Raw genomic sequence first — 12188 nt, 5'->3', positions numbered from 1 at the left:
ACCCATGGACATCGCCACCGTCGACGAGCTGCTGAGCACCACACGGTCGGTCCGCAAACGCCTCGACCTGACCCGCCCGGTCGGTCGAGACGTGATCCTGGAGTGCATCCAGCTGGCGATGCAGGCGCCCACGGCGAGCAACACGCAAAACTGGCGCTGGCTGGTCATCACCGACGCGGACAAGCGCGCCGCGATCGCCGAGATCTACCGCAGCATCGGCGCCCAGTACCTGGCCTACGCGGCCGACAACGCGACCGACGCCCAAACGCAGCGGGTGTACCAGAGCGCGATGAGCCTGACCGAGACGCTGGCGGAGGTGCCCGTGCACGTCATCCCCTGCCTCACCGAGCGCATCGACACCGCGGAACCGGGCATCGCCGCGGCGGCCTGGGCATCCATCATCCCCGCGGGGTGGAGTTTTCTGCTGGCGCTGCGCTCGCGCGGGCTGGGATCGGTGTGGACGACGATGCATCTGTTCAAAGAGAAGGAGGTCGCCGAACTGCTCGGCATCCCGCCGACCGTCACGCAGGCGGCGCTGTTCCCCGTCGCCTACACGATCGGCACCGACTTCCGGCCGGCCAAGCGGCCGCCCGCGGAGACCATCACGTACTGGGACACCTGGGAACGGCCCGTCGGAGCCAGCTGATGCAGTCCTACACCGTGCGATTCCACGTCGATGCGCCGCCGCGCACAGTGTGGCGGGTGCTGCATCCGCCGGCCCCACCGAACGCCCCGCGGCCGCGGGTGCTCGAGTGGCCCAACGGCAGCATGGAAATCCTCAACGAGGGCAACGAAGCCGGCGAGGGCCTGGTCCGGACCTGCATCTTCGAAGTGCCTAAATACCTGCTGTCCGGCGGTAGGGCGCGATCCTGGGAAACCGTGACCGAGGCCGAGCTCAACAAGCTGTCGCGCTACGTCGCCGTTGGCGCCCCGCTGTGGTCGCGGGCCGAGGGATATCACCGGCTCGAAGAGCAGCCGGACGGCACCACCGTGCTGACCTTCCACGAGACGTACCACGCCTACAACCCGGTGCTGCGCTTCTTTCTCGAACGCCCGGTGCACGCGAAGATCTCCCGCGACAACCTCGCGACCTACGAGCACGCGCTCGGCTACGCGGGCCGGGTCCGGCGGCTGGATTAGCCGTTCTTTGCCACTCCGCAGATTTCACAACGATATGAATTAGGTTGTCCGCCCCGGTACCCTCGATCTCTATGGGTGGAGTACCTGCTGCGGCGAGGGTGGTCGCTGCGAGTCTGATGGTCGCGGGCTGGGCCGCGTCCACGGTCGTCGCCAGCGCCGATCCGGACGAGACGCGGGGGCCGGCGCCCGGGCCGGCACCTTCGGCGTCGCCGTCGCCGGCCGCGTCCCCGGGCGCCTCGCCCGCGCCGGCGGAACCGAAGACGTCCATCGACAAGGACGGCATCTACGCGGTGGGTAGCGACATCGTGCCGGGCATATACAGCTCCGGGGGTCCCGTCGGCGACGGCACCTGCTACTGGAAGCGGACCGGCAACCCCGACGGCAACATCATCGACAACGCCATGTCCAAGAAGCCCCAGGTCGTGCAGATCGATCCGGGCGACAAAGCGTTCAAGACCTCGGGCTGCCAGCCCTGGCAGCTGACGCCGGACGCCGCGGTGCCGTCGAGCGCGCCGCCCGCGGGTGTGCAGGGCACGCTCGGCATCCTCAACAGCCTGCTGGGCGGGGGTGCCCAGCGGGCGCCGTCGGCCTCGCCGGCCCCCCAGGCCCCGGCGGCTTCACCCGCCTCGCCGGCCCCGCAAGCGCCGGCGGCTTCCCCCGCTTCGCCGGCCCCGCAGGGCGCGCATTCCTGATCGACCCTGATCGACCCTCGGCCCGTTCCGCGGCCGGGCCGTTTTCGTTACCGTGGCGCCGTGGCATCTAAGCAGCAGATCGTCGTCGTCGGCGCCGGCGTCAGCGGGTTGACGTCGGCCATCTGTTTGGCCGAGGCCGGCTGGCCGGTACGGGTATGGGCGGCCGCCACGCGCAAGCAGACGACCTCGGCGGTGGCCGGCGCCGTCTGGCTTCCCCCACGACCCGCCGAGCGCGCAGCCGAGACGCTGGAGTGGACCGAGCGCTCGCTGCGGGTGTTCACCGATCTTGCCGACGATCCCGACTCCGGGGTCCAGCTGGCGCCGGCGCTGGCCGCCGGTGAACTGACCGCGACCGAGGCGATGTCATCGGCGGCGGCGGCGTTGATTCCCGACCTGCGGGCGGCCGACCCGGCCGATCTCCCCGAGGGCTCCCGCACCGGGTTTCGCGCGACCCTGCCCATGATCGACATGCCGCACTATCTCGACTACCTGACCCGACGGCTGGCGTCGGCCGGCGGCGAAATCGAGGATCATCCCGTGCGGACGCTCGACGAGGCCGCCGACGCCGCCGAAATCGTCGTCAACTGCGCCGGGCTGGCCGCCGGCGCGCTGACCGGTGACGACACCGTGCAGCCATTGTTCGGCCAGCACGTGGTGCTCACCAATCCCGGTCTGCGGCAATTGTTTGTGGAAACCGACGGCGGCCCGGACTGGACCTGCTACTTCCCCCATCCGCAACGGGTGGTCTGCGGCGGCGTCAGCATCCCCGGGCGCTGGGACACCGCGGCCGACCCCGACGTGACGCAACGCATCCTGCGGCGCTGTCGCCGCGTCGAGCCGCGCCTGAACGACGCCGAGGTGATCGAGGTGATCACCGGCCTGCGTCCCGACCGTCCTTCGGTGCGGGTGGAAGCCGAGCCGCTGGGGCGGGCGCGGTGCATCCACAATTACGGGCACGGCGGCAACGGCGTCACCTTGTCCTGGGGTTGCGCGGGCGATGTGGTGAACCTGGCCAATGACGGCTAGCGCCGGGCGCCAGTACGCCGAATCACCAAGGACAGCAACCAACTAACGATCGACAGCACGATCGCGGCCCAGATCGCGGTCCACCAGAAGTGATCGATCTGCAATCCCCAGTGCGTGGTGTGCTCGGTGATCCGCGCGGTGATCCACAGCATCAGCGCATTGACGACGACATGGAACAGGCCGAGCGTCAGGATGTACAGCGGGATCGACAGGATCTGGACGATCGGCTTGATGAACGCGTTGACCAACCCGAAGATCACGGCGACGACGAAGATGATGCCGACGCGTTCCAGCTTCGTGTCCCCGCCCACGAAGCTAAGGCCGTGCACGAAAAGGGTGACGATCCACAGCGCCAGGCCGGTCAACGCGGCGCGCAACAGAAATGGGCCCATGGTCGCAAATCCTGCCACCCGTCGGGGCCGGGAGTAAGCGGCGCAGCTCAGTTCAGATTGTAGAAGCGCTGCGCGTTCAAGCCGCCGATCTTTTCCCGCGAGTCCTCACTGAGGTCGGTTCGCGTGCGCAGGTGTTTGGTGCTCTCCGGCCACTCACCGTCCCAGTGCGGGTAGTCGCTGGCGAACATGATGAAATCGTCGCCCAACACGTCGATCACGCCGGGCAGGATCGGTTCCTCCGGCTCGCACGTCACCCAGATGTTGCCCGCGGCCAGATAGTCGTGCGGATCGCGGCGCCAGCCGCCCTTGACCCAGTCGCCGCGCTTTTCGTAATGCTCGTGCAGTCGGTCGATGAAGAACGGGACCCAGCCCGCGCCGGCCTCGAGGAAGGCGACCCGCAACTCGGGGTGGCGCTCGAAGACGCCGCCGGAGACCATCGCGGTCATCGCCGTCATCTGATCGAAGGGGAAGCTGATGCAGTGCACCTGAATGTAATTCGTGAAACGGTCCACACCGATCTTGGGCAGGTGAATGCCCGGGGCGCCGTGCACCCCCAACGGCATGCCGAGCTCGACGGCGGCGGCATAGAACGGATCGAGGTCGGGGTGGTCGAGGTTGCGGCTCTTGAGCGCCGGCGGCACCAAGGTGGCAACCAGCCCAAGCTCTTTGGCCTCCGTCATGACGTCGACGGCGACGCGGCCGTGCTCGATCGGTGTGACGGCGACGCCGCGCAACCGGCCACCCGATGAGGCGCAGTAGTCCGCGATCCACTGGTTGTACAGCCTCGAGAATCCCGCGGCGAACTCCGGGTCCTCGAGGCTGGGCGCGCACAACCCCATGCTGGGATACAGCACCATCGTGTCGATGTGGTCGCGATCGGCGTCCCCCAGCACGCCCTCGGGTGAGCGGCAGTTGATGTCGGGCGCCCTACTGATCCCGTGTTCGGGCGGGCAACCCGCGCCCGGACCCGTGTCCTCGGGGTAGCTGCGGCCCTCGAGCGTCAATCCCGGCCGGCCGTCGGTGCTGGGCCTGACGTGCTGCGGCCATCGTTTGATCGCTTCGATTGCCAGCGAGGAATTCTCGGCCACGTGTCCGTCGGCGTCGATGATCCGCATGTATCCGGAACTTACTCTCGCGGTCCACATGGTGAAACAACTCGCGCCGGCGCGCTGGGTAAGCCACGATGCTGACGTGACCACACCACGCCCTCGTCAGAAGTTGACCGCCGATCAGCGAAACTCCTTCATCGCGGCGCTACTGGGCTGGACGATGGACGCCTTCGATTACTTCATCGTGGTGCTCGTCTACGCCGACATCGCCAAGACGTTCCATCACAGCAAGGCCGAGGTCGCGTTCGTCACCACGGCCACCCTCATCATGCGGCCCGTCGGCGCGCTGCTGTTCGGCCTCTGGGCCGACCGCGTCGGCAGGAGGCTGCCGCTGATGGTCGACGTGATGTTCTATTCCGTGGTCGGCTTCCTGTGCGCATTCGCCCCCAATTTCACCGTGCTGGTCATCCTGCGATTGCTGTACGGCATCGGCATGGGCGGCGAATGGGGGCTGGGCGCCGCGCTCGCCATGGAGAAGGTTCCCGTCGAGCGGCGCGGGTTCTTTTCCGGGCTGCTGCAGGAGGGGTACGCGTTCGGCTACCTGCTGGCCAGCGTCGCCTCGCTGGTGGTGATCGACTGGATCGGGCTGTCGTGGCGGTGGCTGTTCGGTCTGAGCATCGTCCCCGCGTTGATCAGCCTGGTCATCCGCTACCGCGTGGAGGAGTCCGAGGTGTGGGAAGCCGCCCAGGATCAGATGAAGCTCACCAGCACCCGGATCCGCGACGTGCTGCGCAGCGGCGCCATCATCCGTCGGTTCATCTACCTGGTGCTGCTGATGACGGCCTTCAACTGGATGAGCCACGGCACGCAGGACGTCTATCCCACCTTCCTGGGGGCGCACGCCAATCAGGGCGCCGGTCTGTCCAGCACGACGGTCAAGTGGATCGTGGTGGTCTACAACGTCGGCGCCATCATCGGGGGCCTGGTCTTCGGCACGCTGTCGCAGCGCTTCAGCCGCCGCTACACCGTCGTCTTCTGTGCGATCCTGGCGCTGCCCATCGTCCCGTTGTTCGCGTACTCGCGCAGCGCCGCGATGCTGTGCCTGGGTTCGTTTTTGATGCAGCTCTTCGTGCAGGGCGCGTGGGGCGTGATTCCCGCGCACCTCACCGAGATGTCGCCGGACGCCATCCGCGGCCTCTATCCCGGGGTGACCTATCAGCTGGGCAACCTGCTGGCGGCGTTCAACCTACCGATCCAGGAACGCCTCGCCGAATCGCACGGCTATCCGTTCGCGTTGGCGGCCACGATCGTGCCGGTGCTGATCGCGGTGGCGGGGCTGACGCTGATCGGAAAGGACGCCACCGGAATCCGGTTCGGCACCACCGAAAGCGCTTTCCTGGCAAGCGAAGTGACGTGAAGCTAGTCGCTGTTGTCCAGTAGGCGTCGCAGCAAGTGCATGGCCACCGTCGTCGAGCGCTCCCGGATATCCGAGCGGTTGCCGGGTAGCCGCAGTGTGCGGGTATCGGTCCGGCCGGCGGCCGTCACGCTGAAGCAGACTGTGCCCACCGGCTTTTCCTCGGTCCCCCCGCCCGGGCCCGCGATTCCGGTGATCGCGATCGCGGTGTCGGCGCCGAAGCGTTGCAACGCACCCGCGGCCATCGCCTCGGCGACCGGCTCGGACACCGCGCCGTGCGCGTCGATCAGCGCGGGGTCGACGCCGAGCAGCTCCACCTTCGCCTCGTTCGAGTAGGACACGACGCCGCCGGCCACGTAATCCGACGACCCGGGCCGGTCGGTCAGCCGCGCGGCCAGCAGGCCCGCGGTGCAGGACTCCGCCGTCGCGATCCGATGGCCGGCCAGCAGCTGGGCCACCAGATCGTCGACGCGCGAACCGTCCTCGGAGTACAGCTGATGCCCGTGCCGCTCGCGCAGCAGCTTGGTCAATTGCGCGTACGCGTCCGCGGCGTCCGGCTCGTAGCGGGTGACCATCTCGATCTCGCCGCGCCGCAGGCAGGTGGTGATCTCCAGTTGTTCGAAGCCGGGCACGGCCGTTTCGGCGTCGCGCAGCGTTTCGGCCAGTCCCGACTCCGGCAGCCCGAACATGCGCAGCATCTCCTGCCGATAGACGGTCCGGCCGGCGATCGCCTCCTGCGCGGCCGGCGTCTCGATGGCCGTGTGCCACATCGGCTGCAGCTCGCGCGGCGGACCCGGCAGCACGATCACCGTCGGCTTGCCGGGCACCACGACGCCGGGAGCGGTCCCCACCGGGTCGAGCACCTGCGCCCCGGCCGGCACCATGGCTTGCTTGCGATTGGCTGCCCGCAGCGACTCGAAAGTGCCGGGATCCAAGGCGGATTGGAACGCGGGATTGCGGCCCATCAGCTTCTTGAGGATGTTGGCGATCTTCTCCTCGACCTCGGCGTCCAACACCAACTCGCGCTCGCAGAAGCGCGCGACCACCTCGACGGTCATGTCGTCGGCCGTCGGCCCCAGGCCCCCGCTGGTGACGATCAGGTCCACGCCCTGGTCGGCCAGGAACCTCAGCTGCGCTTCGATGTCGGCCGGCCGGTCACCGCAGATGGTGATGTGGCCCAGCTCGACGCCCAGCTCCAAGAGGCGATCGGCGATCCAGGGGCCGTTCGCATCTTGAACCCGACCGGTCAGGACCTCGGTTCCGGTGACAACGATTCCTGCGCGTGTGCTCACCGCCCCGAGCCTACGCATCGGCTCCGAGGACGTTCGTCCGGAAGCCTAACGGCTCAGGTCGGTACAGCTAGCCCTCGGAAAGGTAACGCTCGACGGTGGCGACCTTCTGCGTCATCGCGTCGGTCGTCCCGGCGCGCCAGTCCGCCTTGATCACCGTGCTGACCCTGGGCGCCCGGGCGGCCACCGCCTCGACCGCACGCTGCACCACGGCCATGACCTCCGCCCAGGTTTCGCCTTCGATGACGGTGAACATCGCATCCGTCTTGTTGGGCAGCCCGGAATCGCGCACCACCCGAACCGCTTCGGCGACGATCTCACCGACCCCCTCGCCCACCCCCATCGGGGTGACGGAAAACGCGACGAGCACAGACATTCATCGAGCGTACCCAAGATCCGCGGGGCCGGTCTGGCACCATCGAGGCCCATGCGGGTGTTGGTGCAACGGGTTTCGTCGGCAACGGTCTCGGTGGACGGCGCGGTGGTGGGCGCGATCCGGCCGGCTGGTCAGGGCCTGTTGGCATTCGTCGGTGTCACCCACGGCGACGACGGCGACAAGGCGCGACGGCTCGCTGAGAAGCTCTGGCAGCTAAGGATTCTCACCGACGAACGCTCCGCGGCCGATGTCAACGCGCCCATCCTGGTCGTGAGTCAGTTCACGCTGTACGCCGACACCGCCAAGGGTCGCCGCCCGTCGTGGAACGCGGCCGCTCCAGGAGCGGTCGCCGAGCCGCTGGTGACGGAGTTCGCCGAGGCGTTACGGCGGTCGGGCGCCGAGGTGCAGACCGGGGTCTTCGGGGCGAACATGCAGGTCGAGTTGGTGAACGACGGTCCGGTGACGGTGCTCTTGGAGCTGTGAGCCCGCCCCCACGGGTACCGTGGACCCGGCGGCTTGTCGTCGCCGGCGCCGACGGGAGGGCAACCATGAGCACGACACCCGAATTCGGGTCACTCCGTTCCGACGACGACAACTGGGACATCGTCAGCAGCGTGGGGTACACGGCGCTGCTCGTCGCGGGATGGCGAGCGCTGCACGCCGTGAGCCCGCGGCCGCTGGTGCGCGACGAATACGCGAAAGTCTTCATTGCCGCCTCGCATGACCCGTATCTGGCGAGTGTGCTTGCCAACCCCGGTACCTCCGACGACGAGACGGCCTTCCCGCGCCTCTACGGAGTCCAGACCCGCTTCTTCGACGACTTCTTCGAGGCCGCGGCAGCCGCGGGCATCCGGCAGGCGGTGATCGTAGCCGCCGGCCTGGATTCTCGGGCGTATCGGCTCCAATGGCCGCAGGACACAAGGGTTTTCGAGGTCGATCTCCCGAAAGTCCTCGAATTCAAGGCCCGCGTCCTCGGCGAACAGGGCGCGACCCCGAAAGCCCGTCGCGTCGAGGTCGCCGCCGATCTGCGCACCGACTGGTCACGGCCGTTGGAAGCGGCCGGGTTCGACGTGGAGACCCCGAGCGCCTGGTCGGTGGAGGGGCTGCTCCCCTACCTCACCGACGAGGCGCAACACGCGCTTTTCACCCGGATCAGCGGGCTCAGCGCGCCGGGCAGCCGGATCGCCATCGGCGCGCTGGGATCGCGACTGGACCACGACCAGCTCCACGCCCTGGAGGCGAGCCACCCCGGGGTGAATGTGTCCGGCAATGTGGACTTTTCGGCCCTGACCTATGAACCCCAGTCTGACCCCGCGGAGTGGCTCGCGGCCCACGATTGGGCCGTCGAACCCGTCCGCAACACGCTCGACCTACAGGCCGGCTACGGCATGACCCCGCCTGACGTCGACGTCAAGATCGACAGCTTCATGCGGTCCCAATACATCACGGCGACCCGCTGACCACCTAGGGTTTCAGCAGGATCTTCACGTCGTCGCCCGAACGCGACTCCGCCGTCGCGTAGCCCTTGGCCGCCTCGTCCAACGGCATTGTGGTGGTGAAGATCCCGTCGACGTCGAGCCGGCCGGACTGCAGCAACGGAATCAGTTCCGGCCAGGTGCGCTGCACCGGTGCGGTGGTGAACCGCACCGTCGTGCTGCGGATCAGGCAGCCCAGCGCGTTGAGGGGAAACGGATTCATGTCGTGCACGCCGACCACCGAGACTGTGCCGCCGGGCCGGACGGCGTTGATCGCCTCGGTCAGGGAGGCGTCCGTCGCGACGGCGTCGATCACCGCGTCGGCGCCACGGCCGCCGGTGGCGGCCAGGATCGCCTCGAGCGCGGGCGCCTGCACCGGCGTCGCGCCCCACTGGGCGGCCCGCTGTAGCCGGCCTTCGACCTGATCGACCGCGTAAACCGTTGCGGCACCTTGAAACAGCGCGCTGCGCAGCGAGCACAGGCCGACCGCGCCCAGGCCGATCACTGCCACCGTGCCGCCGAAGGGAATGTCGGCCCGCTGCGCCGCGGCCCAGCCGGTGGCCAGGTTGTCGGTGAGCAGCAGTGCCTGTTCGGTGCTGATGCCCTCGGGCATCTTCAGCAGCTGGAAATCCGCGGCGGGCACGGCGAGCAGGTCGGCCTGCGCGCCGCCGAGCACGCCGCCGCCGAAGATCTGAAATCCGGAGTGACACATCACCGGATCGCGGGTGGCGCAGCCCGCGCACGCGCCGCAACCGGTGACCGACGAGACCATCACCTGATCGCCGACCTTGACGTCGCGCACCTGCGGCCCGGCTTCCACGACGGTGCCGACCGCTTCGTGGCCGAGCGCGATCGGGGCGGGCATCGGAAAGTCGGCCTCGTAGAAGTGCAGGTCGGATCCGCAGATGCCCGCGGCGCTCACCTCGACGATCGCTCCGTCGGGCCCCGGAAGCGCCGGATCGGGGCGGGTGTCCACCCGAATGCTGCGGGGCCCGTCGACGACTACGGTGCGCATATTGACATGCTCACTTTCCCTGTCGCGCCGAATCTTTCGTTCGGACTACAAACTGTGACCAATCGGGCTCGCGCACCGCCGACCAGTATTCGTTGAGACGCCATGGGCTCACCGTGTGGATCTCCCCGTCGGCGTTCTTGAAATACGAATGCTTGACCGCCGGATGCGACCACACCATCTTCTTGATCTGGGTCTGCGTCCGCCGGTGCCAATCGGTGGCGGCCTCGGGTTTCGGTTCGAGCGAATGCACGCCGGTTTCGGCCAGTCGGGCCAGGCACTGGTCGATGTAACGCATTTGCAACTCCGACTGAAATATGAGGCTGCCGCCATGGGCCAGATGAGTTCCCGGGCCGTAGACGATGAAGAAGTTCGGGAACTCCGGCACCGTGATGCCGAGGTAGGCGTATGGCCGGCTCCCCCACATCTCATGCAGATCGGTGCCGTTTCGGCCGGTGACCTTCAGCGGCCAGAGCACGTCGGTGTGCCGAAACCCGGTGGCGTACACGATGACGTCGACGTCATGAGCCACACCGTCACCTGTGACGATGCCGTTTGGCGTAATCTTGTCGATGGGTGTGCGGACCAATTCGACGTTGTCGCGCTGCAGCGTTCGCAGCCAACTGCCGTTGTCCTGCAAGGTGCGTTTGCCGCAGGCGGGATAGTCCGGCATCACCTTGGCCAGCAACTCGGAATCCTCGCTCACCTGACTGGTGATCCACTGCGAGAACATCATCTGGGCGGCGGCGTTGATGTCGCTGACGGCGTGCTCCTGGTCGGCGTAACCCGGGTCACCCTCGGCCGCGTCGAGACCCTTGTCGGAGCCGGGCCAGAGCACCAGGAAGCGATACCACCTGCCGTAGAACGGAAGATGGCGCATCGCCCAGCGCACCCCGTCGCCGACCTCGTCGTGATACATCGGGTTCGGGAACATCCACTGCGCGGTCCGCTGAAACACGGTGAGGTGCTCCACGTCCTCGGCGATCGCGGGGGCGATCTGGAATCCGCTGGCGCCGGCGCCGACGAGCGCGACCCGCTTGCCTTTGAGATCTACCGAATGATCCCAGGCCGCCGAGTGAAATGACGGCCCCGCGAAGGTGTCCGCGCCGGCGAACTTGGGGATGTTCGGACGGTTCAGCTGCCCGACCGCGGTGATGAGCGCGCGGGCGCGCACGGTGGTCGCCCGACCGTCGGACGAGCGCAGCGAAACGCTCCACGCGCCGTCGTCGTCATTCCATTCGGCCGCGAGAACCTCGGTCCGCCAACGCACATGGTCTGCCAGGCCGTGTTTGTCGATGACCTTGGTGAAATAGTCTTGCAGCTCGTATTGCTCGGCGAAGAAATGCGTCCAGTCGTTGTTGGGCTCGAAGCTGTAGCAATAGAAATGGTTCGCCACATCCACCCGGGCGCCGGGATAGCTGTTCTCCCACCAGGTTCCGCCGGGGCCCGCGTTCTTCTCGATGATGGTGAACGGGATGTTGGCCTGCTTGAGGCGCACGCCGGCCAGGATGCCCGATTCGCCGCATCCCACGACCAGGACCGGAAGTTCGGCGGTGCGCTCGGCGGGCAATGTGGTGGGCCGGCGAGGGTCGACGCCGTCGAGGTCGAGCTCTTCGGAGATCAGCGACAAGTAGTCGTCGGGCACGTGTTCGCAAGCCGCCCAGTCCATCATCTCCCTGATGAGTTCGGGGCTCAGCGGCTGCGGTTCGGGGCAACCGCGGTCGCGATACTCGGTGATGACCGACAGGGCCTCGGCGCGCGCCCGCGCCTTGTCGTCCTCTGACATGAACCCCTGGACCTCGTTGAGAAAGATGCCCATCTGCTTGAAGTCGCGGATGAACCGTGGGTCGCCGGTGATGTGGACGAGCGAGAGCAACAGCGTGGGAATGCTGACATCCTCTAGCGCGGCGGCGATCTCGGGTGTGGATGTGGTGAAGGGATCGCCGGCGTAGCGGCTGCGCATCACGGGAAATCCTCTCGGTGGCTTGGAGCCAATTACGCTACCCATAGTTTCGTAATTGGCAGCACTACGCTACCCGGTCGCTCGGCGCGGGATCAAGACGTTCGCAGCTCCGGATCGTCGCCGCTAGGGATCGTCGTCGTCCTCGTCCGCGAGGATTTCTTCGGGGTGATGGAAGGTGTTGGTCCGCGGTTGGCCGCGGTCGAGGTGTGGTGGTGGGATCCATTCGGTGTCGCCGTTGGCGCGTTTTTGGGTGGTCCAGCCCTTCTCGAGGAGGCGGTGGTGGGGTCCGCAGGCCAGGGTGAGTTGGTCGATGTCGGTGCGCTCAGTCTTGACCCAGTCTTGGACGTGGTGGACTTCGCA

The 12188-nt window shown here is 67.5% G+C and carries 12 protein-coding genes and 2 pseudogenes; 7 read left to right on the top strand and 7 right to left on the bottom strand.

Annotation, left to right across the window (positions count from 1 at the left end):
• Positions 1-4: 4 nt before the first annotated feature.
• From A5646_RS20825 to A5646_RS20810, 4 genes and pseudogenes are all read left to right on the top strand, one after another.
• The gene (locus tag A5646_RS20825) at positions 5-646 is read left to right on the top strand and encodes a nitroreductase family protein (protein ID WP_066863306.1); all 642 of its coding nucleotides are present in this window, start codon (positions 5-7) and stop codon (positions 644-646) included.
• Positions 646-1140 carry an SRPBCC family protein gene (locus tag A5646_RS20820; protein WP_067023913.1) on the top strand — a complete coding sequence of 165 codons (495 nt, stop codon included), beginning with the start codon at positions 646-648 and terminating at the stop codon, positions 1138-1140. Before A5646_RS20825 ends, A5646_RS20820 begins: the two co-directional genes overlap by 1 nt.
• Before the next feature lie 38 nt (positions 1141-1178).
• Positions 1179-1730 (top strand): annotated as a pseudogene (locus tag A5646_RS29550) (hypothetical protein); the annotation flags it as partial.
• 162 nt (positions 1731-1892) lie between these two features.
• Positions 1893-2858, top strand: coding sequence for an FAD-dependent oxidoreductase (locus A5646_RS20810; RefSeq protein WP_067023910.1), 966 nt, complete (start codon positions 1893-1895; stop codon positions 2856-2858).
• Here the strand turns inward: A5646_RS20810 and A5646_RS20805 are convergent.
• Both A5646_RS20805 and A5646_RS20800 read right to left on the bottom strand, forming a co-directional pair.
• Entirely contained in the window at positions 2855-3250 is a 396-nt protein-coding gene (locus tag A5646_RS20805) for a phage holin family protein (RefSeq protein WP_066876664.1), read from the bottom strand. The genes A5646_RS20810 and A5646_RS20805 overlap by 4 nt on opposite strands.
• A gap of 47 nt (positions 3251-3297) precedes the next feature.
• Entirely contained in the window at positions 3298-4365 is a 1068-nt protein-coding gene (locus tag A5646_RS20800; protein ID WP_067023907.1) for an amidohydrolase family protein, read from the bottom strand.
• On the opposite strand from A5646_RS20800, the gene A5646_RS20795 reads away from it, so the two are divergent.
• A complete protein-coding gene (locus tag A5646_RS20795; RefSeq protein ID WP_369806976.1) occupies positions 4364-5716 on the top strand; it encodes a sialate:H+ symport family MFS transporter in 1353 nt (450 codons plus the stop codon). The two genes, A5646_RS20800 and A5646_RS20795, sit on opposite strands and share 2 nt — an antisense overlap.
• A 2-nt stretch (positions 5717-5718) precedes the next feature.
• On the opposite strand, the gene A5646_RS20790 is transcribed toward A5646_RS20795, so the two are convergent.
• A complete protein-coding gene (locus tag A5646_RS20790) occupies positions 5719-7023 on the bottom strand; it encodes a competence/damage-inducible protein A (RefSeq protein ID WP_066863324.1) in 1305 nt (434 codons plus the stop codon).
• A 49-nt stretch (positions 7024-7072) separates the two neighbouring features.
• The gene (locus A5646_RS20785; RefSeq protein ID WP_066863327.1) at positions 7073-7378 is read right to left on the bottom strand and encodes an MTH1187 family thiamine-binding protein; all 306 of its coding nucleotides are present in this window, start codon (positions 7376-7378) and stop codon (positions 7073-7075) included.
• A gap of 51 nt (positions 7379-7429) precedes the next feature.
• Between A5646_RS20785 and dtd the strand changes: the two genes are divergently transcribed.
• Both dtd and A5646_RS20775 read left to right on the top strand, forming a co-directional pair.
• Positions 7430-7861 carry a D-aminoacyl-tRNA deacylase gene (gene dtd / locus A5646_RS20780; RefSeq protein WP_066876658.1) on the top strand — a complete coding sequence of 144 codons (432 nt, stop codon included), beginning with the start codon at positions 7430-7432 and terminating at the stop codon, positions 7859-7861.
• A gap of 65 nt (positions 7862-7926) precedes the next feature.
• Entirely contained in the window at positions 7927-8838 is a 912-nt protein-coding gene (locus tag A5646_RS20775) for an SAM-dependent methyltransferase (protein ID WP_067023902.1), read from the top strand.
• Here A5646_RS20775 and A5646_RS20770 read toward each other — a convergent pair.
• From A5646_RS20770 to A5646_RS29545, 3 genes and pseudogenes are all read right to left on the bottom strand, one after another.
• Positions 8749-9868, bottom strand: a pseudogene (locus tag A5646_RS20770) (alcohol dehydrogenase catalytic domain-containing protein). The gene A5646_RS20775 and the pseudogene A5646_RS20770 sit on opposite strands and share 90 nt — an antisense overlap.
• Positions 9869-9878: 10 nt before the next feature.
• The gene (locus A5646_RS20765) at positions 9879-11828 is read right to left on the bottom strand and encodes an NAD(P)/FAD-dependent oxidoreductase (protein WP_067023897.1); all 1950 of its coding nucleotides are present in this window, start codon (positions 11826-11828) and stop codon (positions 9879-9881) included.
• A gap of 123 nt (positions 11829-11951) precedes the next feature.
• Positions 11952-12188: HNH endonuclease signature motif containing protein (locus A5646_RS29545; RefSeq protein ID WP_197505249.1), on the bottom strand; the 237-nt coding region annotated here is incomplete at its 5' end.

Source organism: Mycobacterium sp. 1245499.0, assembly GCF_001673615.1.
Classification (GTDB): Bacteria; Actinomycetota; Actinomycetes; order Mycobacteriales; family Mycobacteriaceae; genus Mycobacterium; species Mycobacterium europaeum_A.
This window is presented reverse-complemented; position numbering and strand designations above follow the sequence as displayed.